Source organism: Mixta tenebrionis (assembly GCF_006517625.1).
Classification (GTDB): Bacteria; Pseudomonadota; Gammaproteobacteria; order Enterobacterales; family Enterobacteriaceae; genus Mixta; species Mixta tenebrionis.
In genome coordinates this window covers 59222-83781 of sequence record NZ_VHQI01000010.1, presented here as the reverse complement: position 1 = coordinate 83781, position 24560 = coordinate 59222, and the positions used below count along the sequence as shown (strand labels likewise).

General features: G+C 54.0%; 25 protein-coding genes. 6 read left to right on the top strand and 19 right to left on the bottom strand.

What is annotated here, in order from left to right; genetic code table 11:
• Positions 1 to 304: 304 nt before the first annotated feature.
• A complete protein-coding gene (paeA, locus tag FKM52_RS16090; protein WP_141177172.1) occupies positions 305 to 1627 on the top strand; it encodes a polyamine export protein PaeA in 1323 nt (440 codons plus the stop codon).
• A gap of 87 nt (positions 1628 to 1714) precedes the next feature.
• Here paeA and FKM52_RS16085 read toward each other — a convergent pair whose 3' ends face one another.
• Positions 1715 to 1921, bottom strand: coding sequence for a DUF1107 domain-containing protein (locus FKM52_RS16085; protein ID WP_141177171.1), 207 nt, complete (start codon positions 1919 to 1921; stop codon positions 1715 to 1717).
• Positions 1922 to 2240: 319 nt separating this feature from the next.
• On the opposite strand from FKM52_RS16085, the gene FKM52_RS16080 reads away from it, so the two are divergent.
• The gene (locus FKM52_RS16080; RefSeq protein ID WP_141177170.1) at positions 2241 to 2813 is read left to right on the top strand and encodes a YtfJ family protein; all 573 of its coding nucleotides are present in this window, start codon (positions 2241 to 2243) and stop codon (positions 2811 to 2813) included.
• Here the strand turns inward: FKM52_RS16080 and cysQ are convergent.
• The gene (cysQ, locus tag FKM52_RS16075) at positions 2803 to 3546 is read right to left on the bottom strand and encodes a 3'(2'),5'-bisphosphate nucleotidase CysQ (protein ID WP_141177169.1); all 744 of its coding nucleotides are present in this window, start codon (positions 3544 to 3546) and stop codon (positions 2803 to 2805) included. The two genes, FKM52_RS16080 and cysQ, sit on opposite strands and share 11 nt — an antisense overlap.
• Before the next feature lie 333 nt (positions 3547 to 3879).
• Here cysQ and FKM52_RS16070 point away from each other — a divergent pair, with 333 nt between their 5' ends.
• Positions 3880 to 5838, top strand: coding sequence for a bifunctional 2',3'-cyclic-nucleotide 2'-phosphodiesterase/3'-nucleotidase (locus FKM52_RS16070; RefSeq protein ID WP_141177168.1), 1959 nt, complete (start codon positions 3880 to 3882; stop codon positions 5836 to 5838).
• A gap of 61 nt (positions 5839 to 5899) precedes the next feature.
• Here the strand turns inward: FKM52_RS16070 and FKM52_RS16065 are convergent, their stop codons facing one another.
• The 6 genes from FKM52_RS16065 to FKM52_RS16040 form a co-directional block, all read right to left on the bottom strand.
• Positions 5900 to 6190, bottom strand: a complete 291-nt coding sequence (locus tag FKM52_RS16065; RefSeq protein ID WP_141177167.1) for a hypothetical protein — start codon at positions 6188 to 6190, stop codon at positions 5900 to 5902.
• A gap of 682 nt (positions 6191 to 6872) precedes the next feature.
• A complete protein-coding gene (locus tag FKM52_RS16060) occupies positions 6873 to 7160 on the bottom strand; it encodes a hypothetical protein (protein ID WP_141177166.1) in 288 nt (95 codons plus the stop codon).
• A gap of 844 nt (positions 7161 to 8004) precedes the next feature.
• Positions 8005 to 8250: a hypothetical protein gene (locus FKM52_RS16055; protein WP_141177165.1), complete on the bottom strand. Its 246-nt coding sequence runs from the start codon at positions 8248 to 8250 to the stop codon at positions 8005 to 8007.
• 363 nt (positions 8251 to 8613) lie between these two features.
• Positions 8614 to 9234: a BamJ family beta-barrel-assembly machinery protein gene (gene bamJ, locus FKM52_RS16050; RefSeq protein ID WP_141177164.1), complete on the bottom strand. Its 621-nt coding sequence runs from the start codon at positions 9232 to 9234 to the stop codon at positions 8614 to 8616.
• 326 nt (positions 9235 to 9560) lie between these two features.
• Positions 9561 to 9830: a hypothetical protein gene (locus FKM52_RS16045; protein ID WP_141177163.1), complete on the bottom strand. Its 270-nt coding sequence runs from the start codon at positions 9828 to 9830 to the stop codon at positions 9561 to 9563.
• Positions 9831 to 10317: 487 nt separating this feature from the next.
• Positions 10318 to 10590: a hypothetical protein gene (locus tag FKM52_RS16040; protein ID WP_141177162.1), complete on the bottom strand. Its 273-nt coding sequence runs from the start codon at positions 10588 to 10590 to the stop codon at positions 10318 to 10320.
• A gap of 818 nt (positions 10591 to 11408) precedes the next feature.
• Between FKM52_RS16040 and FKM52_RS16035 the strand changes: the two genes are divergently transcribed.
• Entirely contained in the window at positions 11409 to 11951 is a 543-nt protein-coding gene (locus FKM52_RS16035) for an OapA family protein (protein ID WP_141177161.1), read from the top strand.
• 65 nt (positions 11952 to 12016) lie between these two features.
• Here FKM52_RS16035 and rplI read toward each other — a convergent pair whose 3' ends face one another.
• The 5 genes from rplI to yjfP form a co-directional block, all read right to left on the bottom strand.
• Positions 12017 to 12466 (bottom strand): 50S ribosomal protein L9, encoded by a 450-nt coding sequence (gene rplI / locus FKM52_RS16030; protein WP_141177160.1) that lies wholly within the window; start codon positions 12464 to 12466, stop codon positions 12017 to 12019.
• A 40-nt stretch (positions 12467 to 12506) separates the two neighbouring features.
• Positions 12507 to 12734 (bottom strand): 30S ribosomal protein S18, encoded by a 228-nt coding sequence (gene rpsR, locus FKM52_RS16025; protein ID WP_000135199.1) that lies wholly within the window; start codon positions 12732 to 12734, stop codon positions 12507 to 12509.
• 4 nt (positions 12735 to 12738) lie between these two features.
• The gene (gene priB / locus FKM52_RS16020) at positions 12739 to 13056 is read right to left on the bottom strand and encodes a primosomal replication protein N (protein ID WP_141177159.1); all 318 of its coding nucleotides are present in this window, start codon (positions 13054 to 13056) and stop codon (positions 12739 to 12741) included.
• A 6-nt stretch (positions 13057 to 13062) separates the two neighbouring features.
• The gene (gene rpsF, locus FKM52_RS16015; RefSeq protein ID WP_038623908.1) at positions 13063 to 13458 is read right to left on the bottom strand and encodes a 30S ribosomal protein S6; all 396 of its coding nucleotides are present in this window, start codon (positions 13456 to 13458) and stop codon (positions 13063 to 13065) included.
• Positions 13459 to 13666: 208 nt separating this feature from the next.
• Positions 13667 to 14416, bottom strand: a complete 750-nt coding sequence (gene yjfP / locus FKM52_RS16010; RefSeq protein WP_141177241.1) for an esterase — start codon at positions 14414 to 14416, stop codon at positions 13667 to 13669.
• A 337-nt stretch (positions 14417 to 14753) separates the two neighbouring features.
• Between yjfP and FKM52_RS16005 the strand changes: the two genes are divergently transcribed.
• Both FKM52_RS16005 and bsmA read left to right on the top strand, forming a co-directional pair.
• The gene (locus FKM52_RS16005; protein WP_141177158.1) at positions 14754 to 16685 is read left to right on the top strand and encodes a methyl-accepting chemotaxis protein; all 1932 of its coding nucleotides are present in this window, start codon (positions 14754 to 14756) and stop codon (positions 16683 to 16685) included.
• A 54-nt stretch (positions 16686 to 16739) separates the two neighbouring features.
• Positions 16740 to 17072, top strand: a complete 333-nt coding sequence (gene bsmA / locus FKM52_RS16000) for a biofilm peroxide resistance protein BsmA (protein WP_141177157.1) — start codon at positions 16740 to 16742, stop codon at positions 17070 to 17072.
• On the opposite strand, the gene FKM52_RS15995 is transcribed toward bsmA, so the two are convergent.
• From FKM52_RS15995 to FKM52_RS15970, 6 genes are all read right to left on the bottom strand, one after another.
• Positions 17046 to 18671 (bottom strand): isovaleryl-CoA dehydrogenase, encoded by a 1626-nt coding sequence (locus FKM52_RS15995; protein ID WP_141177156.1) that lies wholly within the window; start codon positions 18669 to 18671, stop codon positions 17046 to 17048. The two genes, bsmA and FKM52_RS15995, sit on opposite strands and share 27 nt — an antisense overlap.
• Positions 18672 to 18808: 137 nt before the next feature.
• Positions 18809 to 19543 (bottom strand): 23S rRNA (guanosine(2251)-2'-O)-methyltransferase RlmB, encoded by a 735-nt coding sequence (gene rlmB, locus FKM52_RS15990; protein ID WP_141177155.1) that lies wholly within the window; start codon positions 19541 to 19543, stop codon positions 18809 to 18811.
• 78 nt (positions 19544 to 19621) lie between these two features.
• Entirely contained in the window at positions 19622 to 22057 is a 2436-nt protein-coding gene (gene rnr, locus FKM52_RS15985) for a ribonuclease R (RefSeq protein WP_141177154.1), read from the bottom strand.
• Between the two features lie 16 nt (positions 22058 to 22073).
• On the bottom strand, positions 22074 to 22520 hold the full coding sequence (gene nsrR, locus FKM52_RS15980; RefSeq protein ID WP_141177153.1) for a nitric oxide-sensing transcriptional repressor NsrR: 447 nt from the start codon (positions 22518 to 22520) through the stop codon (positions 22074 to 22076).
• 205 nt (positions 22521 to 22725) lie between these two features.
• Entirely contained in the window at positions 22726 to 24024 is a 1299-nt protein-coding gene (locus tag FKM52_RS15975; RefSeq protein WP_141177152.1) for an adenylosuccinate synthase, read from the bottom strand.
• Between the two features lie 155 nt (positions 24025 to 24179).
• The gene (locus tag FKM52_RS15970; protein WP_141177151.1) at positions 24180 to 24380 is read right to left on the bottom strand and encodes a DUF2065 domain-containing protein; all 201 of its coding nucleotides are present in this window, start codon (positions 24378 to 24380) and stop codon (positions 24180 to 24182) included.
• Positions 24381 to 24560 lie beyond the last annotated feature (180 nt).

Below are 24560 nucleotides of genomic sequence, written 5' to 3'. Positions count from 1 at the left end.
AAAGACTATTCTTTGCGCATCGCCGATGAAAATCATCTTTTTCGCTACGGGAATGCAGCTGTTTATTTATTACCCTGCGCGCCGCTGCAACAGCGCTGGCGGGCCGTGTCGCGCTACTGCTATAATCGACGGCAGTCGTCGAAACGGCTATTGTCATTCCTTTCTGCCCCGACCCTGCGTGTCGAAACGGCGCAGACATTTTTGGCACGGATAGCGCTCAGCCGCACCGGCAGTCCCGCAGGATCGCCGTCGCGCGCGCTGCCCAGGCCAAAAATGACAAGTACCCAAAACCAACGGAATCTCTATGTTAGATAGCTTACTTGTCATACTCGTGTTGATTACGGTCAGCGCTTTCTTTTCCCTGTCGGAAATATCGCTGGCTGCCGCACGTAAAATAAAACTGAAGCTGCTGGCCGACGAAGGCAATATCAACGCGCAGCGCGTGTTGAAAATGCAGGAAACGCCCGGCATGTTTTTTACCGTGGTGCAGATCGGCCTGAACGCGGTCGCCATCCTGGGCGGTATCGTCGGCGACTCCGCCTTTTCCCCCTCTTTTCAGCGCCTGTTTGCAAACCTGGTTTCGCCGGAGCTGGCGGAACAGCTGAGCTTTATCTGCTCGTTTACGCTGGTGACCAGCCTGTTTATCCTGTTTGCCGACCTGACGCCGAAACGAATCGGCATGATCGCGCCGGAAGCGATCGCCCTGCGCATTATCAACCCGATGCGTTTCTGCCTGCTGCTGTTCCGCCCGATGGTGTGGTTCTTCAACGGCATGGCCAATATGATCTTCCGCCTGTTTAAAATTCCCATGGTGCGCAAGGACGATATCACTTCCGACGATATTTACGCGGTGGTGGAAGCCGGGGCACTGGCTGGCGTGCTGCGTAAACAGGAACATGAGCTGATTGAGAACGTGTTTGAGCTGGAATCGCGTACCGTGCCCTCTTCCATGACCTCGCGCGAGAATATTATCTGGTTCGATCTGCATGAAGATGAAAGCAGCCTGAAAGCCAAAATTGCGCTGCATCCCCATTCAAAATTCCTGGTCTGCAGCGGCGATATTGACCATATCGTCGGTTACGTAGATTCCAAAGAGCTGCTGCTGCGCGTGCTGGGCAACCAGAGCATGACGCTGAACAGCGGCGTGCAAATTCGCTCCGCGCTGATTGTGCCTGATACCCTGACGCTTTCCGAAGCGCTGGAGAGCTTTAAAACCGCAGGCGAAGACTTCGCGGTGATCATGAACGAATATGCGCTGGTGGTCGGCATCATCACGCTCAATGACGTAATGACTACGCTGATGGGCGATCTGGTCGGCCAGGGGCTGGAGGAGCAGATCGTCGCGCGCGACGAGAACTCCTGGCTGGTAGAAGGCGGCACGCCGATCGATGACGTGATGCGCGTGCTGGATATTGATGAGTTCCCGCAGTCCGGCAACTATGAAACCATCGGCGGCTTTATGATGTATATGCTGCGCAAAATTCCGAAGCGCACCGATTTTGTTAAGTTTGCCGGCTACAAATTTGAAGTAGTGGATATTGACAGCTACCGTATCGATCAGCTGCTGGTAACGCGCATTGATGAGCGTCCGGCGTCGCTGACAATCAGTAAGGAAGCTGAAGAATAAACGGAAAAAACAGGGCAGGAAGGCGGCGGAAGCAGTCCAGCCGCCTGACATCATCAGGGCGCGTTCAGCGCGCCCCGTTACCGTTACTTATTGATACTCGCCCTGCAGACGAAGTACCTGACGGTTTACCTCTGACATCACGCTATAATGCTGCTTATCTTTGACGCGCGGTACGAGAATTTTACCTTTATCGAACTCGAACGCGCCCACATCCTTGATGTAAATCCTTCCTTTAAACAATGTTTTGACATATTTGGCGATCTGGAAAGGATTATAACGCTGAAAAATCTTCATCTTGCTTTCAACTCCGAAAATAGGAATACGCCTCGCCGTTGCCAAAATCGGTACGAACCTATGAAGCGCAAAGGGCCGATAAACTATAGAACATCATCCGTTTCCTGTGCTCTGAAAACTAAATTTTTTTACTGATTTGACACTTCATTACAGTAGAGTCTGTTACTACCGTTACATAAAGCAGTATAAACCTTCTGCCTCCGGCGATTTGTGCAGTCTGCCGCAAAGCTGGCAACGCATTGAGACAGCAGCATCATGGACGCTTATTATTTCAGAAACATGACCAGCTGGTCCGATCACCTGCCCGGAGGAAAAAATAATGATACGCGCCTCGCTCGTTCTGCTTTGCGGCCTGCTGCTGCCGCTCGCCGCTGATGCTCATAACTTTAGCCATGCCCGGCGCGTTGCGCCCGTCGGCATTAGTGATAAAGGAGAGCTTAACTATCAGCACGGCAGCTTCAGCTATCGCTCATGGAACAGCGCTCAGCTGATCGGCAAGGTGCGGGTGCTGCAACATATCGCCGGACGCTCATCGGCAAAAGAGAAGAACGCCGCGCTGATTGAAGCGATAAAGCAGGCGCAGCTGCCGCACGAGAGTTATCAAACCACCACCATTATTAATACCGATGACGCTATCCCCGGCAGCGGCATATTCGTACGCAACAGTATCGAAACCAGTAAAAAACAGTATCCGTGGTCGCAGTTTATTGTTGATGAGAATGGCGTGGCGAAACGCGCCTGGCAGCTGGAAAAAGGCGGTTCCGCCATCGTAGTGCTGGATAAAGAGGGGCGGGTTCGCTTTGCTAAGGATGGCGCGCTTAGCCAGCAGGAGGTGCAGCAGGCGATCGCCCTGCTGCGCCAGCTGCTGCAGGCGTCGCCGCTTAAAAAATAGAGACGCGGAAGCCGGGGTTAAGGAAGGATTCGCGCGGCGTGTAGTCCAGCGTGCGGCCATTCCAGTCGTGCACGTGCGCGCCTGCCGCCAGCGCCACCGCGTGACCTGCGCCGGTATCCCAGATATTGGTCGGCCCAAAGCGCGGATAAAGCTGCGCCTTTCCTTCCGCCACCAGGCAAAACTTTAGCGAAGAGCCGATGGCGATGGTTTGATGCTCGCCCAGCTGCTTCAGATACTCTTCCAGCTCATCGCCGTCACGATGGGAACGGCTGACCACTACCAGCGGCGGACGGGCGTCACGGATTTTAATCTGCGTTTTCTGCCCCGCTTCTTCTTTCCACGCTTTGCCCTGCGCGGCAGAGTACATCACGCCCAGCACCGGCGCGTAAACCACGCCCAGAACCGGTTTGCCCTGCTCGATCAGCGCTATATTGACGGTGAATTCGCCGTTGCGCTTAAGGAATTCTTTGGTGCCGTCCAGCGGGTCTACCAGCCAGTAACGCTGCCAGCGCTGGCGCACCTCCCAGCCTGGCGGATCTTCTTCCGACAGTAGCGGCGTCTCCGGCGACAGCCGCTGCAGGCCCTGCATGATAACGCGATGCGCCGCCAGATCGGCTGCGGTAACCGGCGAATCGTCAGATTTGTGAGAAACGTCGAGCGGAGCCTCGCCATGGTAGACGGTCATAATGGCCTCGCCCGCTTCGCGCGCCAGCTGACAGATTTGCTCTAACATTTTTCACCTCTTTATTGATGACCAGAATAAGCCCGGCGCCGTGGCCCGCGCTTACCGGGAACAATCATGCACGTTAATCATAGCAGCTGGCGCTTTAGCGCCGTGCGGCGCGCGCCAGAAGCGCTTTGTCGTCAGACCAGTTAATTATCAATAGCATACTTGACGCGCTACTGTCATTAGCCTTGCCGCGGCGGGCGTTCCTGGCCGGCTTTCCTCGCGGTTTTCCGCCGCGCAGGGTTATTTTTTGGTTGCTCGTCACAAAATTGCGCGCCTGAAGATAACGCCCGCCCGTTAATTTGAGATCCTGGCAAAAATTTATTTCAGGAGGAAAACATGATTAAAGGTATAACGCTGCTGCTCTCTCTGGTTTCGGTTGCGGTTTCCGCTGCAACGGTTGACTTACGCATTATGGAAACAACCGATCTACATAGCAACATGATGGATTTTGACTACTACAAAGATAAGCCCACCGATAAGTACGGACTGGTTCGTACCGCAACGCTAATTGCCGCCGCGCGCGCCGAGGCAAAAAATAGCGTACTGGTGGATAACGGCGACGTTATTCAGGGCAGCCCGCTGGGCGATTATATGGCGGCAAAAGGTATCGCGCCGGGGGAGACGCATCCGGTATATCAGGCAATGAACCGACTGAACTATCGCGTCGGCAATCTCGGCAATCACGAATTTAACTATGGCCTCGACTATTTGCAGAAGGCGCTGGCGGGGGCGCATTTTCCCTATATCAACGCCAATATTATCGATGCGAAAAGCGGCAAGCCGCGCTTTACGCCCTGGCTGATTAAGCCGGAGCAGGTTACCGGACGCGATGGCAAAACCTATACCTTAAACGTGGGCTATATCGGCTTTGTGCCGCCGCAGATTATGGTCTGGGACCGCGTCAACCTGCAGGGCAAAATCACGGTAGATGATATTACTGAAACCGCGCGCCGCTGGGTGCCGGTTATGCGCCAGCAGGGCGCGGATGTCGTGGTGGCGATCGCCCACTCCGGGCTATCCAGCGAACCCTGGCGTGCGCTGGCGGAGAACTCGGTCTGGTATCTCAGCCAGGTGCCCGGCATCGACGCCATTATGTTTGGTCATGCCCATGCGATTTTCCCCGGCAATGATTTTGCCGCCATCCCTGGCGCCGATATTAAGCAGGGCACGCTAAACGGTATTCCGGCAGTAATGCCAGGGATGTGGGGCGATCACCTGGGCATCGTCGATCTGACGCTGAATAACGACAGCGGCCGCTGGCAGGTTACCGCTGCGCGCGCCGAAGCGCGGCCCGTCTATGATAAGGCCGCTAAAAAATCGCTGGCGCAGGAGGATGCGGCGCTGGTACAGGTATTAAGCGATGCCCATCGCGCCACGCGTGAGTTCGTCGCCAGACCGATCGGCAAGTCTGCGGATGTGATGTACAGCTATCTGTCGCTGGTACAGGACGATCCGACGGTACAGGTGGTCAATAATGCTCAGCGCGCTTACGTAGAACATTTTATTCAGGGCGATCCCGATCTGGCTAATCTGCCGGTACTTTCCGCCGCAGCGCCGTTTAAAGCGGGCGGGCGCAAAAACGATCCGGCCAGCTACGTTGAGGTGGAGAAAGGCGATCTCTCTTTCCGCAATGCGGCCGATCTCTACCTTTATCCTAATACGCTGGTGGTGATGAAAGTAAGCGGGGAGCAGGTAAAAGAGTGGCTGGAGTGTTCCGCCGGACAGTTTAATCAAATCGATCCGCAACAGCGGCAGCCACAGGCATTGATTAACTGGAACTACCGCACCTACAACTTTGACGTGATTGACGGCGTTAATTACCAGATCGATGTAACGCAGCCCGCTCGCTACGATGAAGAGTGTCAGCTGATTCATCCACAGGCTTCACGCATCAGAGATTTAACCTGGCAGGGTAAACCTGTCGATCCACAGGCGACTTTCTTAATCGCCACCAACAACTACCGCGCCTGGGGCGGGAAATTCGCCGGTACCGGTGAAAAATATATCGCCTTCTCCTCACCTGATGAAAACCGCTCGGTGGTTGCAGCCTGGATTAGCGCGCAAACAGAGGCGCAGGGGGAAATTCATCCGCAGGCCGATAATAACTGGCGGCTGGCGCCGATTCACAGCGACATTCCACTCGATATTCGCTTCGAAACTTCGCCATCAGCCAGGGCGGCGCAGTTTATTTCGCAGCGCGCTGTTTATCCGGTACATTATAAACAGCAGGACAGTAACGGTTTTGCCATTTATCAGTTGGATTTACAACAGCAAAAACGCGTTTCACAGCGCTGAAGCAGCCACAAGTAAGCAGAAAAAAAGCCAGCCGAAAAGGCTGGCTTTTTAACTACTTTAATTACGCCTCGGCCTGGCCTTTATGCTGCCTGATGACGTCAATACTGTTGTTAACAATACCTACGATACCCGCGCCCATTTCAGAAATAGCACCGAAAACATTGAGCTCAAGAATTCTGCCGATACCGGAAGCCAGCAGGCCGGCGCTTTCTTCAGCGCTGCTCTGCAGCCCACGATCTTTAAGGGCATTATCTACAATTGAACCAATCGCTACGCCGATGCTTTTAGCGAAATCGCTAATAATTCCAGCGCCAGATACATGGGCGATCTCAGTATTTGTTAACTCTTTCATATTATTCCCCTCATTTAATTTAATCACCTTCCAATAGAAATTCTCTACGGAATGGCAAATAAATCATAAGTGCTGCAATTACTCTGGTAAAATGACTTACGCTTAAAAAGTAAATTAACGAGGGGTAAAAAATAATAATATTTCTGCCGCCAATTTATTAACTTTAAATAAACATAAAATGACAGAGAATTATTTATCTGTGACATACCTGCATTATGACAGCGAAAGAGACGATAATATCTAATAAGATTACTATAAAACAGCAAGTCTTACCGAATATCAAATAAAACGGCGAGCGCCACAATAAAAAAGCAGTATCTAATTGATATACAAGCAAAAAACACCTCAATAAAATATTATTGATAAATATCTGGCATCATTTTTATTCGGCTATAATAGCGTCATGCCAATTGATTGTTCCGCGATATTAAAAAATACCGCAACAATACTCTTATTAATTCTTACCTGATAAAAAACAGGTTGAGCAATGTAATGCGCCTGTTTATTCAGATAACGATGCCTGACGAAGGAAAAGCCAGACTATGCTGGCTTTTAGGGACAGAAATTATCTATATCAGGCTTAATACTAGCTTGCAAATTAATACAAATAATCAATTATAAGTGATACTGCTTATTGCATAAGTAAGCCAGCGTCAGGAGCGGCTTACCGATATTATTATTATTAATAGCCGAAAACCTGTTTCATTGCATTCAGGCCGTTATCAATCAGGCTGATAATACCCTGGCCGATATCATCAATACCGCCGACAATTTCCAGACCAACTAACTTCCCAAGGCCAGATCCCAGCAGCGTACCGCTTTCGCTGATGTTAGTCGGAACGCCAAGCCATGAGGTTACAGAGTCAACAAATCCGCCGATACCCGCACCGAAATCGCCGAGGAAACCTTCCAGACCAAATAAAGAGCCACCGGAAATCTGTTCTATTTCTTGTCCATTTAACTGACGCATAATTATTCCCTTGTATAGTTAATTTATTAATTCCTTATGATTAAGGCAGGAAAATCATAATAAAAACCAGGTTAATAAAGCAATCAATTCCTAGTTATAATTGAGAATATAATCATTAACTACAAGTTAATAACTGTTTTTTATATGCATGAAATTTAAAAGGAAAACAATAGTAAAACACGCCACCTCAAAAAAGGTGACGCCGTAGCAGATAAAGGAAAATAGCAAATAACCGATGAGAAATATCATAACAAAACGATTTATTTCTTATGTAATATATCAGTTGGGGTTATTCCAGGTTAGCCGGCGTTTAAAGCGCTGCTCGCTAGCGGCATTTTGCCATGGTGTGAAACAGCTGATAATAGCCCTCTTTCTATCTGTGGCCACGGCGATAACGCCCGCTGAGTTTGTTCCTTTAAAACCATGGTTGTGTCGGTTTTATTGCGGTTAATTTACCGTCTGCGCCAGCTGACAAGGCGGTTTACTCTTTTCTGCCGCATTTTTACCAGGCCTCGGCTTCATCTCACTCTGTTTGAGATAAAAATGGCATTTGTAGTTATGGCAAAAGAAGCGCGACAGGAAGTCATTAACAGCGTTTATTAGTAATTATACGATCTCATAACCTGCAACCGTAAATTGCCGCGGCAAAGCAGAGGGTAGAATTCGATCATTGCGGCGGGATAATACAACTAACATGAAGAACGGAACGGAACAGAACAGAACAGAACAGAACAGAACAGAACAGAACAGAATAATAAAATGGCCTGAAATCGTTCAGCAACAGGCCATTTGATGTAGCCATCAAAACAGATAGCTACCAGCCGTTAGCTAAGCTATAAGGCGCTTAGCTAAACAGCTTTTCACAGCCTTTACGCAGGGCTTCAACGCCGCCGGAGAAGTTCAGTTCAAACAGCAGGCCAATGCCTTCGCCGATCAGCGAAGCTGCTTCGCTGGTGTGATTATTTTGTCCCAGCAGACCGGTAATTGAATCATAAATTCCGCCCCAGATGCCGGCAAAAGTTCCGCCAATAATACCTAATACGCCTGCGCCAGAAACCGCTGCAATCTCTTTTGCATTAAGTTCTTTCATTTTACTCTCCTTAAGTTTATAAAAATTCCGTTTTGCTTAATAAAAGCAATAAATCTTAGCTTTTCAATTAAATAAGCGCAACATAAAGAGAAAAATTGGGACAAGACTTAAGAACCAACCTGTTTACCAGGTTATTAATATTAAAAAAAATATTAACAGCGATCATCGATAGCAGGTTACCTTAATTAATCTTAATCAGGTAAATCATAGAGTTAATATACTACCATCGGAAAATAACTTATTTCATATCAATAAAATAACAAATAAAAAATAAAGTGCTGCAGGCGGCATAAAGCGCTGAGGCAATAACGCGAAAAAAAGCGGGCGCCCTGCCCGCTTTTCAGACATCATTTAACCCATTCGTTAAACGATATCTAACAATTCCACCTCAAATACCAGCGTACTGAAAGGAGGAATTGAAGCGCCAGCGCCACGCTCGCCATAGGCGAGATGATGAGGAATGGTTAGCTCCCATTTAGAACCTACCGGCATCAGCGTTAATGCTTCGATCCAGCCAGCAATAACGCCGCTGACCGGAAATTCCGCCGGCTCGCCGCGGGCGACAGAGCTATCGAATACCGTACCGTCGATTAGCTTGCCGGTATAATGAACGCGCACATGATCCTGGCGGGACGGAATTGGTCCGGTTCCCTGGGTAATCACGCGGAATTGCAAACCAGATTCGGTGCTGTTTACCCCTTCACGCTGGCTGTTTTCCTGCAGATAGGTCTGCCCTTCCGCCGCCATCGCCTGCTGGCGCTCACGACGAACAACATCGGCACGTTCATGAATTTCACGCAGCGCACGATGTACTACGTCAACCGGCACGGCAGGCGCGTTCCCTTCCAGCGCATCGCGCAGGCCCGCCAGTATCGCTTCAGGCAGTAAACCCTGCAGGCCAGATTCAAGCAGCTGCTGTCCTACCTGCAAACCGATACCGTAACTTGCCTGAGCTTCAAGAGTGTCAAAAGAAGGGGTGGTCATAGTTTATCCTTTCATTAATACATCAAAGAGCAGGCAGCATATCAGTCTGTGCCACGGCGGTAAAATATGCCTTCTCACGATGCGAGCGAACAACAGTTTACAGGCACAACGCTGCTGAGATTTTTACCGCGCAGTCAGAGTTCTTCTGCGCTCCGGCAAACCGTACCGGCCTGGAACATAGCAGGAAACGTGTATGTCCATGCCGGACGCTGAGGGCTCGCTATGCAGCGCCATTATGTTTTGTCCCCAAAACAATAAAAGCCTGAGCTATAGAAATAGCTCAGGCCTGAATTAATACTGTTGCTCCAGAGAGCAAATTTGCGACGTTATGCCTGAGGCTGCAAGCCTTTAAGCAGATCGTTCAAAGCTTCGCTGATTTGAGCGAAACCTTCTGATACTTTGAACTGGAACAGGTTGCCGATGCCGCTACCAACTTTAGCAGCGATATCACTATAAGTGGTGCCTTCCTGGCCTAACATGGAAGCAATGGAATCAAGCATAGAGCCAACAAAGCGACCGATATCTTCACCGTTGCCGCTGTCAATGATGCATCCGCCTGAAACTGCGTTAATTTCTTTTACGTTAAGTTCTTTCATTACTTTCACCTTATAACTAATAAAATATGCATGCTCATTATTAATTAAAGCCGCCATCTGCCGCTATTAATTAACCTGAGCGCTAACGTTAAGACAGGGCTAATTTCGCTTAACTCATTGCCAGTAAAGTAATAAAGAGAGGACGATTATTACTTACAGTCAATCCTAAACGCAATCCACCTTGTCGAAAACAGAATAACACCTAATGTAAAGACGTGATAAAAATATTACGACAATTTACCATTCCAATGCGAAAATAATTTTTCAGTTTAAGCTCAGGATTTTTTTACCAGAAAGCAAAGGAAGATGAAGCAAAGAGTAAACAAAACAGAATAATTATATTTTAAATATTATGCACAGCTATCTATTGGCGTGAATAATTCAGTAGCACTGGCATATCGTTTTTCACAGACAAAAAAGCCTGAGCTATTTAATGTCAGCTCAGGCTTATGCAGGGTTTTATTAAGCAGGTGATATCAGACAGCGATTAGCTTTTACTTCCGGATCCAAAACTGTTAAAGATATTGCTGATTCCCTGGCTGATGCTATTAAAACCTTCGGCAAATCTAAGTTCGACCAGTTTACCGATACCTGCACCAATTTTAGCGAAATTCACTTTGTAAGCCGTCTCCCTGTTGCCATACTGCAGGATAAGCGCATCAAGGATTTCACCAAGGCTGGTACCAACGTCGTTGCCGTAATCAGCAAAAATACCGGCGCCTGAAACTACTGCGATCTCCTGGGTATTTAGTTCTTTCACTTTTCTCTCCTTTTAATTAGGGCTATCACCCTTTCCATTGCTAACTCATGCTATCATTGCAGGCAAAAAATCAATCTGAGAGTCAGGTTAACAGCGCGCAATCCAGCCGATATTATTCCTGATAAAATAGTAACGCCTGGATTTTTACAGCGTTTTGATTATTGCTATTATATGTAATTACTCGTCCAGTAAAGCATACCATCAGCTCTGTCATGATCTATAACAATATTACTACAAATAGCAAGCCTTGATATTTGCTCTGTCAGTTGATTTAATCCAGCCAATGCATACCTGTTCGACTTTCGGAATATCAATAAAAAAGAAACTAATAATTTCGATATTATTCATTACCCTCTGACCCGCAGATAAAATAAGCAGCCACCGTTATTTCACTTTTATTTTCTGGACGAAATAATTCCCGTACCGGTTAACTTAATAACAGACGGAAGCGAAAGAAACCGGGCGTTAACGTAGGCGGCAGCGGCAGCACTAACGCTATCTGTTCGCTTAGCTAACAGCGGACGAACAACGAAACAAGGAACAAGGAACAAGGAACACAGAACACAGAACACAGAACAAAGAGCAAAGAGCAAAGAGCAAAGAGCAAAAAGTGGATTTTCTGATGTCAGCGGCGATCCCCGCCACCTTCCGCCGCGCCGGCGTTAAAATATCTTTTCATCCGGTGACTTTTTGTAGCGAAAAGGAAACAATAGCACTATCGCAACTTTTGTAATCCAGACAGGCACTTTGCGTTTTTTTTGCCCATAATGCATCGTTGAAGCAACTGCGACGCGCCTGAGGTGCCGGAGGTAAATGTTATGCATAAGGAATCTCATTCTGGCATCCGCTTATGGCTGGCGAATATCTGGCAACTGCCGGACCGCCTCAGCTGGATGAACCCGCTGCCGTCGGCACATCGACGCGGTATTATTCTGGCATTGCTGGTTATGCTGTTGGCGTTTCTCTGGCCGACGTCGCGGGATACCCCTCCGGCACCGGCCTCACACAACGCCAGCAAAGAGGTGCCGCTGCAGGCGGAAATCTATAATAACGCGCCCGCCTCACCGCAGCAGCAGCAGCAGCAGCAGCAGCAAGATAACAGCCAGTGGCGCAGCTTCCAGGTTGCTCAGGGTCAAACGCTGGCGCAGCTGTTCCGTGACAATAATTTGCCGGTTAATGATGTGTTCGCCATGGCGGGCGTTGAAGGAGATGACAAACCGCTGAGCAACCTGCGCAGCGGGCAGCAGGTAAGGATTCGGCTGGATAATAAGGGTGTAGTGACGGGGCTAACGGTAGAAGGCGACAGCGGACCGGCGCTCTTTACCCGTCAGCCGGACGGCTCGTTTCTGCGGGCGCAGTAATAGATTAGCGACACAAACAAAAACGCCGGCCCAAAGGCCGGCGTTTTTATATTACTGAAAATCGCTTACTCAGTAACGATGTTCACGTTCAGCTTAGCGAATACTTCGCTGTGAACCTGGAAGCTTACTTCGTGCTCACCGGTAGTACGCAGAACGCCGTTCGGCAGGCGAACTTCGCTCTTCGCCACTTCAACGCCAGCTGCAGTTACAGCGTCAGCGATGTCGCGGGTACCGATGGAACCGAACAGTTTGCCTTCGTCACCCGCTTTAGAAGCGATGGTCACGCTGCCCAGCGCGTTGATTTTCTCAGCGCGAGCGTTGGCTGCTGCCAGAACTTCAGCCAGTTTGGCTTCCAGTTCAGCGCGGCGAGTTTCGAAAAACTCAACGTTTTTCTTGGTTGCCGGCACAGCTTTGCCCATAGGCACCAGGAAGTTACGAGCATAGCCCGCTTTAACGTTAACCTGATCGCCCAGGCCGCCCAGGTTTGCTACTTTATCAAGCAGAATAACTTGCATTACCTTATCCTCTCAAAGTCGATAATTGGACAGTGGCCGATTACTGATGACGATCAGTGTACGGCAGCAAAGACAGGTAGCGCGCGCGCTTGATAGCACGAGCCAGCTGACGCTGGTATTTAGCGCGAGTACCGGTGATACGGCTCGGTACAATCTTACCGCTTTCAGTGATGTAGTTTTTCAGCGTAGCGATATCTTTGTAGTCGATCTCTTGAACGCCTTCCGCGGTGAAACGGCAGAACTTGCGACGACGGAAATAACGTGCCATTTGGCTAGTCTCCAGAATCTATCAATTCAATCTGCTCGGCATGCAACACGATTTTGTTAAGGCCATTGCGCCCTTGATGGCTACAAATGAAACCTTCAACCGTGATCTGCGTGCCGACCGTTATATGTTGAGTAATCGCCTGATTCGCCTGCCCGCTAATAATCACGGGCATACGGCACCAGGCCTGCCGGAAGAATCCGGCCTCTTCCTGCTGCGAGCGGTGTTCAAGCACCAGCTGGCAGTGTGGAATCCCTGACGGACTTACTTTTTGCAGCGGCGTCCTGCATACCATGCCGGAGAGACGCAGCCGGTTCGCCGTCACGGTCGATTACTCTTCAGAATCCCCGGCATCTGCATCGTCAGAGGTTTCGTTAGCGAAATCTTCACGACGCTCACGGCGCTCGTCTTTCGCTTTAACCATCGGAGATGCTTCGGTTACGGCGTTTTTGGTACGCATAACCATGCTGCGGATAACGGCGTCGTTGAAGCGGAAGTTAGTTTCCAGCTCATCGATGACTTCCTGCGGCGCTTCAACGTTCATCAGAACGTAATGCGCTTTGTGCAGTTTGTTGATCGGGTAAGCCAGCTGACGGCGGCCCCAGTCTTCCAGACGGTGAATCTTGCCTTCTGCACCAGTGATAGCACCAGTGTAGCGCTCGATCATGCCCGGAACCTGTTCGCTCTGGTCAGGATGAACCATAAAAACGATTTCGTAATGACGCATCGAGTTTGCTCCTTACGGATTATTCAGCCTCCTGTCAGGGTCAACCGCGGCCCATGGAAGCAAGGAACGTTTTAAAGTGCGGCTGAAAAATTGACGCGTAATCATACTGGCCCGCGTGGGGAAACTCAAGCAGGAATCACGGAAAAAACCGCCGGGGCGGCGGGATGGCGCGACGGCGACGGCGGTTTTCAGCGCGGCTTCTGTACAATCAAAGGGATGCGCGAAAAAAATCCACCAGCGCCTGAAGCGCCTGCGGGGTGATTTTATGGCCGACGTTCGGCTCGGTAAGCCAGGTGAGCTGTCGGTCCTGCTGTGAGGCGCGTAATGCCGCTACCAGCCGCTGCGTTTCTGCGGCGGGCACCACCTCATCCGCGGCGCCATGCCACAGCAGCAGCGGACGATCCGCCAGTTTCGCCAGCTGGCGGCTGGGATCGTAGGCGGCCAGCGGCGCCAGACGCTCCGCCAGCGCAGCCTGCTCTGCTGGCGTGCGGGCCTGAAACGGCGGAAACAGCGTGCGGCTCAGCGCCATAAAGTAGCCCGATCCCATCAGACAGGCGACGCGGGCGATCTGGGGGTAGCGCGCCATCGCTCCCAGCGCGGTCATACCACCCATTGAGGCGCCCGCCACGCTGAAGCGTCCCTCTTCAACCCAGCCGCGCGCGCGCAGCGCCGCTTCCAGCTGCGGCAGTTCATCGATATTGCTGCGCAAAATCTCCCAAAAGTGCGATAGCCGCCATGCCTCATCGCCGGTAAAGCGCGAGCCGTGTCCGAGCGCATCCGGCATCACCACGCGAAATCCCGCCTGAGCCAGCGCCACCGCCGCCCAGGCATACACTTCTTTCGAAGAGAGATAGCCATGCCAGAACAGTACGGTTGGCAGCGCCTGGTTACGCCCGGCCGCAGGCGCGGCATGCAGGCACTCAATGTCGCCCAGCGGCTCGGTAACCACATCAATCATCATCTTTGCTGCTGCATTCTTACCCTTCATCTCGCCTCGCCGCTTACCGCTGTCGTCATCGCCTGGGATTATCGTCTGTTGCGCTTCATCTTAGCGCCTGCGACGCCAGGCGCATAGGGCGCCAGCCGTTCTGAATACGTCGCGATCCGTCGCCAAAGCGGATATGCCTGATATGAGGTTAGCGGGCTGCCGTCCAGGCCAGCGACATAGCCTGATGGCGCGCTCCATTAATCAACAGGCGAAAAAAGTTTCCTTTCCCCTGCCTTTTGTAGGGTAAAACTCCGCCATTTTTGGCCGTTTAACGAGATCCCATAATCTTATGCAAAGGTAAAAACTCATGAAGCGACTATCGCTCAGCCGCGCGAGTTTAGGCGTCAAGCTGTCGGTCATCACCTCTTTGAGCGTGGCGATACTGTTTTTCTCTCTCACGCTCGCTTTAAGCAATAATGCGGCAAAGCAGCTGCAGGCTTTAACGCTGGAAAATATGCAGAATCAGGTAGCCGGCATCGGCGATATGGCCGGCATGTTCAACGCCACGCTCAGCGAAGAAGTAGCCAACTACACCAGGCTGTTTCAAAGCTTCCTGCCGCAGGATTTTAGCCGCGATGAAAACGCGCGCATGACGGTAGGCGATTTCTCAACGCCCACCCTGCGCGCGGGCGCCAGAACGCTGAATCTCGATGAGAGCGTAGTAGATGACTTTCTGGCGCGCACCGGCGCCATCTCAACGATTTTTGTACGTGACGGCGCTGACTATGTGCGCGTTGCCACCTCGCTGCGTAAAGAGGATGGCGCACGCGCCATGGGGACACGTCTCGATCGCCAAAGTCCGGCATTCGCGCTGGTCAATAAAGGCGAAGCGTATCGCGGCCTGGCTGCCCTGTTCGGCAAACGCTATATCACGCAGTATCAGCCGGTAAAAGATGCTGGCGGCACGGTGATCGGTATTCTGTTTATCGGCGTCGAGATTGGTAAGCAGGTAACGCTGATGCGCGATAAGGTGCTGAATAAATCGTTCAGCGATACCGGACGCTTTATGGTGATGAGCGGCGCAGCGGATCAAAGCCGCGGCAAATGGCTGTTTCATCCGCAGGAAGAGGGAAAAATGGCGCGCTGGGCGCCGGAAGTGATGCAGCAGCTGACCGGCCAACCGAGCGGCACGCTGGAAACGGTGCAGGACGGCGAGCCGCGGATTATCGCCTGGCAGCGTCTGCCCGGCTGGAACTGGATTATTCTCGGCGACGTGGATAAAAACAGCCTGCTGGCGCCGATCACCTCCGCTCGTAATACTTTTCTGCTGCTGGGGCTGGCGCTGGTACTGTTGTTCGCGCTGGGATTCGTGGTTATCGCGCGCCGCTGGGTCAGCACGCCGCTGCAGCAGGTGATTCATCTGGCGGAACAGTATGCCGCCGGTAACCTGCAGGCGACGCTGCAAACCCGCCGCCGCGACGAGGTCGGTCAGCTGATCGCCGCCATTAACGGCATCGGCGACGGCCTGGCGCGCATCGTCTCGCAGGTACGCGCCGCGGCGCAGGAGATTAGCCAGGGCACCGACGCCATCGCCATGAGCAGCGAAAATATCAGCGAACAGATCACCCGTCAGGCCAGCAGCGTAGAGGAAACCTCCGCCAGTATGGAGCAGTTAGGCGCCACGGTGGATCAGAATGCGGAAAACGTGGCGCAGGCGCTACAGCTGGTAGCGGAGGCCGCCAACGCGGTGCAGCAGGGCGATGAGCAGGTCGCCCGCTCGGTAAATACCATGTCGGCGATTAAAGTCTCTTCCCAGAGCATTGCCGATATTACCCACGTGATTGAATCGATCGCCTTCCAGACCAATATTCTGGCGCTGAACGCGGCGGTAGAGGCGGCGCGCGCCGGCGAGCATGGCAAAGGGTTTGCCGTGGTGGCTGCTGAAGTGCGTGCGCTGGCCAGCCGCAGCGCCCAGGCGGCCAAAGAGATCGATGCGCTGATCGTCAACTCAATCAATAGCGTAAGCCAGGGCCATGCGCTTTCCGAGCAGACGCGCAGCGCGATGGAGAATATCGTCAGCCGCATCGAGCAGGTAAAAGCGCTGATGGGCGAGATCAACGTCGCCTCGCAGGAGCAGTCGGCCGGTATCGGCCAGGTGAATATCGCCATGACGCAGATCGGCCAGGCAACGCATCAAAATACCGAGCTGGTGGCGCAGTCGGAAGATACCGCCCACGCGCTGAGTAAAAAAGGGCATCATTTAACCGAGCTGGTTAGCGTTTTCACACTGAAAAGCTAACTAACCAGCGGGGATCGCATACACTTTAGCGATCCCCGTCACGAGGAACCTGCGATGCGTTCTTTACCTTTACTGCTGTTAACGCTGACGCTCAGCGCCTGTAGCGCGCTGCGTCAGACGCCGCAACCGCCGCCGCCGCCCACGCAGCAGGCACAGGAGATTAGCCGCGCGCAGAGCGCCAACCTGCTGAGGCTGGGCAGCATTACCAGCACCTCGCGCGGATCGCCGGACGATGCGCAGCGCGACATCGCGCAGAAAGCGAACGCCGCAGGCGCCACCTGGTATCAGATCGTCGCGCTAAGCGAAACCATTATGCCGGGAATGTGGTACGCCTCGGCGATACTGTATGGCCCGGCCGCCTCAACCGCCGGAGGCTCGCAGCAGTAAACGCTCGCTGACTACCTTATTAAGCTGAACCGGGCCGCGCGAATCCAGGTAGTGCCGACACCAGGCATCGGCCAGCGGCGGCTCCAGATGGTTCAACAGCAGCTCGCCGGCCGCCAGCAGCCAGAGCTGGCTGGTCAGCTCGCGCGCCTGCGACTCCTGCGGTTTACGCAGCCGCAGCCGTAGCTGACGCCAGCGGCGATCGAAATGGCGGTTAAGCCCTTTTACCGCATCAAACTGTGCGGCCAGCATATCCTCAAGCGCCGGCTGCTTTCTTAATACCCGCAGTACATCCAGACACATAACGTTTCCGGCGCCTTCCCAGATGCTGTTTACCGGCGCTTCGCGGTAGAGCCGCGGCAGTTCGCTCTCTTCGCAATAGCCTGAACCGCCCACCACTTCCATCGAGGTGGCGACAAAGGGCGCGCCCTGGCGGCAGATTTCAAACTTGGCCGCCGGCGTAAACAGACGGGCATAGGCGCGCTGCCGTTCATCCGCCGGCTGCGACCAGGCATGCGCCAGCCGCAGCAGCAGCGCCGTTTGGCCCTCCAGCCGTAGCGCCTGCTGGCAGAGCAACTGCCGCATCAGCGGCTGATCGACCAGCGCCTTTCCCATCACCTGGCGTTGATGCGCGTGGTAAAGCGCAACGGAAAAGGCGCGGCGCATCAGGCTGTGGCTGCCTAAGGCGCAGTCGAAGCGGGTATAGCCGCCCATTTTCAGGATCTGACGCACGCCTTCCCCCTCTTCGCCCAGCAGCCAGCCGATCGCGCCGTCAAATTCCACTTCGCTGCTGGCGTTGGCGCGGTTGCCGAGCTTCTCTTTCAGCCGCTCGATGCGCACGGCGTTACGCGTGCCGTCCGGCAGCAGACGCGGTAAAAAGAAGCAGCTGATGCCGCCCGGCGCCTGCGCCAGCACCAGATGGGCATCGCTCTGCGGCACCGAGAAGAACCATTTATGGCCGGTAAGGCGGTACGCTTCGCCGCTGCCGCGCGCCGTTAGCGGTTCAGCGCGCGTGGTATTGCTCAGCACGTCGGTGCCGCCCTGCTTTTCCGTCATCCCCATGCCGATCAGCAGGCCGCGTTTCTGCGGCGCGGGCTGCAGATGGGCGTCATAGCGATCGCCAAGCAGCGGCGGCAGCCAGTCGGCAAACTGCGACGGCAGGCTGGCCTGCAATAGCGGCGTGGCGCCGAAGGTCATGGTGATGGGGCAAAGCGTGCCCGATTCCACCTGCCCGTGCAGAATAAAGCGCGCCGCCCGCGCTACAAATGCGCCTGCTCCGGCCTGCGGCTGCCAGGGCAGATTATGCACGCGATTGGCGCACAGCCCCTGCATCAGCAGGTGCCATGCGGGATGAAAGCGCAGATCGTCCAGCCGCTCGCCGCGCGCGTCATAGCGCAGCAGCTCCGGGGGAAAGACATTTGCCAGCCGCCCCAGCTCCAGCGATTCGCTGCTGCCAAGCTGCTGCCCAACCGACGCCAGCAGATCCAGATCCCATTCGGCGCCGTAGCGCGCTACCGCTTCGCGCAGAGGGGTATCGGAAAGAAACAGGTTGCTGTTGGTCAGCGGACGCGGCTGATTAAAAACCGTATGGGTGAAAGGCATAGCGACGCTCTCCGAACGGAAGCCGCCGCCAGGGCCGGGCTTCCTGGGTTATTCTGCATAATAGTAGTATGCAGAAAGCCGCCAGGCCTGCCCGTAAGCAGAAGCGATTTCGGGGCCGGGGTCACGGCCCCGGAGAGTCAGGCGCGACGCTGACGCACCGCTTCAAACAGACAGATGCCGGTAGCAACCGAAACGTTCAGGGAGGAAACGCTGCCCGCCATCGGCAGGCTGATCAAATCGTCGCAGTGTTCGCGCGTCAGGCGGCGCATGCCTTCGCCCTCGGCGCCCATTACCAGCGCCAGCGGCCCGGTAAGCTTGCTCTCCCAGAGATGGTGCGTCGCTTCGCCCGCGGTGCCGACGATCCAGACATGGTACTCCTGCAGCAGACGCATGGTGCGCGCCAGGTTGGTCACGCGAATCAGCGGAACGCTCTCCGCCGCGCCGCAGGCAACCTTCTTCGCCGTGGCGTTAAGCTGCGCCGAACGATCCTTAGGTACGATGACCGCATGCACGCCGGCCGCATCGGCGCTGCGCAGACAGGCGCCAAGATTATGGGGATCGGTAACGCCGTCAAGGATCAGCAGCAGCGGAGATTCGATGGAGGCCAGCAAATCAGGTAAATCGCCCTCCTGATAGTGCCGTCCCGGTTTCACCTGCGCCACGATGCCCTGATGCACCGCGCCTTCTGATTTACTGTCCAGCCACTGACGCGTGGCAACCTGAATTACAACGCCCTGCGCTTCCAGCGCAGCGATCAACGGCTGCAAACGACGATCGTCGCGGCCTTTAAGAATCCAGGCCTGCTGAAAACGCTGCGGGTCGCGCTCTAACAGCGCCTGTACGGCGTGGATGCCGAAAATTACTTCACTCATGTTTTATCCGATGCTGGTTACGGACGGCCCTGCCGCCCTCTGGCCTGCGGCGCGACAGGGTTCGCCTGTGGCTACCGCCTACGCCTCTTTTTTCTTCGCTGCGCGCTTCGCTTTGGTTGCGGCGGCGATTTTACGGGTTTTTTCCGCAGGTTTTTTCGCTTTTTTCTCGCCTTTCGCCTTTGCCGGCTTTTTGCTCTCGCCGCGGAAGGCTTCATTCGGCTCGAAATTAACGTTTTTACGCATCTCGCGACGGCGCTTGTTGTGCGCTCCGGCGCCGCCTTTCTTCGCTTTCTCGCGCTCCGTTTTACCTTCGCCGCGTGGACGGCGCTGGCTGGATATCAGCGCGAAATCGATCTTACGCTCATCCATATGCACCGCTTCCACCCGAACTTCAACGGTGTCGCCCAGGCGATAGGTGCGTCCGCCCGATTCACCAATCAGGCGCTGGCCTACGGCGTCAAAGCGGTAGTAGTCGTTATCCAGCGTGGAGACATGCACCAGCCCGTCGATAAACAGATCGTTCAGGCGCACAAAGAAACCGAAGCCGGTAACGCTGGCGATTACCCCGGTAAAGGTGTTGCCTACCTGATCCTGCATAAAGTCGCACTTCAGCCAGTCCGCCACGTCACGCGTAGCCTCGTCGGCGCGGCGCTCGGTCATCGAACAGTGCAGGCCCAGCTGCAGCATCTGCTGCATATCGTAGTGGAAGCCGCCGGTCGGCGTGCTGTTGCCTTCCAGCTTGCCCTGCTGCTGAGCGATCAGATATTTGATGGCGCGGTGCAGCAGCAGATCAGGATAGCGGCGGATCGGCGAGGTAAAGTGCGCGTAAGAAGAAAGCGCCAGGCCAAAGTGGCCACGGTTTTCCGGATCGTAAACCGCCTGCTTCATCGAACGCAGCAGCATGGTTTGCAGCATTTCCTGATCGGGACGATCGGCGATGGTTTCCAGCAGCTCGGCATAATCCAGCGGCTGCGGCTTGCTGCCGCCCGGCAGCGAGAGGCCCAGCTCCGCCAGCACGGAGCGAAAGCTTTTGATGCTGTCGTCGCTGGGGCGATCGTGATCGCGGAACAGCGCCGGCTCCTGGTGCTTCTCAACAAAGCGCGCCGAAGCGATATTCGCCAGGATCATGCACTCTTCAATCAGCTTGTGCGCATCGTTGCGTACGGTACGCTCTACGCGCTCAATACGGCGCTCGGCGTTAAAAATAAACTTCGCCTCTTCCGTTTCAAACGAAATGCCGCCGCGCTGCTCGCGCGCTTTTTCCAGCACCTGATACATGCGGTGCAGCTCTTCGATATGCTTCACCAGCGGCGCATACTGCTCGCGCAGCTCAGGATTGCCCTGCAGGATTGACCACACCTTGGTATAGGTCAGACGCGCATGGGAGTTCATCACCGCTTCATAGTGCTTATAGCCGGTCAGCTTGCCGCTGGCGGAGACGGTCATTTCGCATACCATACACAGGCGATCCACCTGCGGGTTAAGCGAGCAGAGCCCGTTAGAGAGCACTTCCGGCAGCATCGGCACGACCTGCGACGGGAAATAGACCGAGGTGCCGCGATTATGCGCTTCATTATCCAGCGGCGTGCCGGGACGCACATAATAACTGACGTCCGCGATGGCCACCCACAGGCGCCAGCCGCCGCCGCGCTTTTTCTCACAATAAACGGCGTCATCGAAATCACGCGCGTCTTCGCCGTCAATAGTCATCAGCGGCAGCTGACGCAGATCGACGCGGCCCTGTTTCGCCTCTTCCGGCACCTCTTCGCGCAGCGTAGCGACCTGTGCTTCTACTTCCGCGGGCCATTCATGCGGAATTTCATGGGTGCGCAGCGCCATATCAACCGCCAGGCCGGTGCCCATGTTATCGCCCAGCACTTCGATAATTTTGCCGATGGCTTTGGTACGGCGCGTCGGGCGCTGCACCAGCTCCACCACAACCACAAAGCCCATACGGGCGTTCATGATCTCTTCCGGCGGGATCAGGATATCAAAGCTCAGGCGGCTGTCGTCCGGCACCACAAAGCCAACGCCGGCTTCGGTAAAATAGCGTCCGACGATCTGGCTGTTGCGCGGCTCCAGCACGCGCACAACGCGCGCCTCGCGGCGCCCTTTGCGATCGGCGCCCAGCGGCTGGGCGAGAATGACGTCGCCGTGCATACAGAATTTCATCTGTTCGGCGGAGAGATAGAGATCGTCTTTTTGGCCTTCGACGCGCAGGAAACCGTAGCCGTCACGGTGCCCCATCACTTTACCGCGCAGCAGATCGAGACGTTCAGGCAGGACATAGCACTGACGGCGCGTGAATACCAGCTGTCCGTCACGCTCCATGGCGCGCAGACGACGGCGCAGCGCCTCCTGCTGCTCATCGCCTGCAATATTCATTTCTGCCGCCAGCTCTTCACGGCTGGCCGGTTTTTCACGTTTTTCTAAATGGGCGAGAATAAACTCGCGGCTTGGAATAGGGTTCTCATATTTTTCAGCTTCTCTTTCCTGAAAAGGATCTTTTGACATAGCGGTTCCTCCGTTGTCAGCAGCCGGTCGGCGTGGGTGTTCCAGGCTCCGGCAGCAAAATTTTATAAAGCGGATGGTTATCCTTCACCAGATCGGCCAACGTATAATTATCCAGCTCGCGCAGGAACTGCTCGGTCGCCGCATTCAGCGCCAGGCGCAGGCGGCAGGCGGGCGTAATCGCGCAGATGTCGCAATTCACCAGATGCAGCGGCTCCATTTCCCGTACTACCTGGCCGACGATAATTTCCGAGGCGGGCTTGCCAAGGCGGATGCCGCCGTTTTTACCCCGTACCGCTGCGACATAGCCCAGACGACTTAACTGATTGATAATTTTGACCATATGATGGCGTGATATGCCATAAGATTCGGTAACCTGAGTAATATTAGTCATCTGTCCGGCCGGTAACGAGGCCATATAAATCAGGGCCCGCAGGCCAAAATCGGTAAAACTCGTCAGCTGCACAGTAACCTCAGTGAATTTCTGGTGAATTTCATCCGCTTAGCATAATTATTGTCTAATGATGATAAACCAGCCCGTTAATTTAGGGCATTTTTTTAAACCAGCCGGATGCAGGAAAAGCGATAAGCGAAATAGGCGGGGGAAAAAAGCGGAGCGCCAGCTGTCAGGCACAAGACAAAGGCCGGACATTGTCCGGCCTTGCACGCAATCAGGCGTCAAACGGATGACGCAGGATCATAGTCTCGCTGCGATCCGGACCGGTGGAGATAATATCAATCGGTACTCCCGTCAGCGCCTCAACGCGCTTAATGTAATCGCGCGCCGCCTGCGGCAGAGCATCGACAGATTTCGCGCCAAAGGTGCTTTCACTCCAGCCCGGCAGCGTTTCGTAAATCGGCTCAATGCCTTCCCAGCCTTCGGCAGCCAGCGGCGTAGTGGTGACTTCGCGGCCGTCCGGCATGCGGTAGCCGACGCAGATTTTAACCTCTTTCAGGCCATCCAGCACGTCCAGCTTGGTCATGCAGAAGCCGGACAGGGAGTTGATCTGTACCGCGCGACGTACCGCGACGATATCCAGCCAGCCGGTACGGCGACGACGACCGGTAGTGGCGCCGAATTCGTTGCCTTTTTCACACAGGAATTCGCCGGTTTCGTCGAACAGCTCGGTCGGGAACGGACCTGCGCCAACGCGCGTTGAGTAAGCCTTGATAATGCCCAGCACATAATCAACATAGCGCGGGCCAATACCGGAACCGGTCGCTACGCCGCCTGCGGTGGTATTGGACGAGGTAACGTAGGGATAGGTGCCGTGATCGATATCCAGCAGCGTACCCTGCGCGCCTTCGAACATGATCAGATCGCCACGCTTACGCGCGTTATCCAGCAGATCGGAAACGTCGACCACCATACTGGTCAGGACATCAGCGATCTCCATCACGTCTTTCAGCACTTCGTCATAGTCAACCGCATCGGCTTTGTAGTAGTTCACCAGCTGGAAGTTATAGAAATCAACGATCTCTTTCAGTTTGCTGGCGAAGGTCTCTTTGTTAAAGAGATCGCCCACGCGCAGACCGCGACGGGCGACTTTATCTTCATATGCCGGACCGATGCCGCGCCCGGTCGTGCCGATCGCCTTCGCGCCGCGCGCTTTTTCGCGTGCCAGATCCATCGCAACGTGGTATTGCAGGATCAGCGGACAGGCTTCAGAAAGTAACAGACGTTCACGTACCGGGACGCCACGCTCCTCCAGCCCCTTCATCTCTTTCATCAGCGCAGCCGGAGACAGCACGACGCCGTTGCCGATAATGCTGATAACGTTTTCACGCAGGATGCCAGAAGGGATTAAGTGGAGAACGGTTTTTTCACCGTTGATGACAAGCGTATGACCCGCATTGTGGCCGCCTTGATAGCGCACCACATATTTAGCGCGCTCTGTCAGAAGGTCAACAATCTTACCTTTGCCTTCGTCACCCCATTGGGTGCCCAGTACGACAACGTTCTTACCCATTTTCTTAAAACCACCGATTGCTTAAAAATGGATTCTACCACCATGATTTCTCACTTTCAGCACTTTTGGCATACGATTGCGCACTTTTTTGATCGAGATTTAGGCTATGCCGTTGCCCGGTTTTCCCTTTTTGCTGACGCCGCCTGGATATAGGCTTAGCTGCCGCCGTGCACACTCAACATGTAGTAAATCACCGCGCCGGCCACTACCAGACCGCCGCCAAAACGCTGTAGCAGACGATCGGGCAGCTGCGTCAGCGTAGCGATCATGCGCCGCCAGAGACGCGGCCACAGCATCGGACCCAGCCCTTCTAATACCAACACTAACGCCAGCGCCATCCAGATTGTTGCTTTCATTGTTTTTTAATCGTCAACGGGAAGAAGCGAGCGATTATGCACACTGACAGATACGCCGTAAATATGGCGACGCAGGAAGCGAGGGTAAAAAGCGTGAGCAAATCATTCAGGGCGCGTCGGCAGCCGCCGGCAGGACAAAAACCGCGTCGGGCGGCGACAGAAAACAAGCCGGGCGGCAAC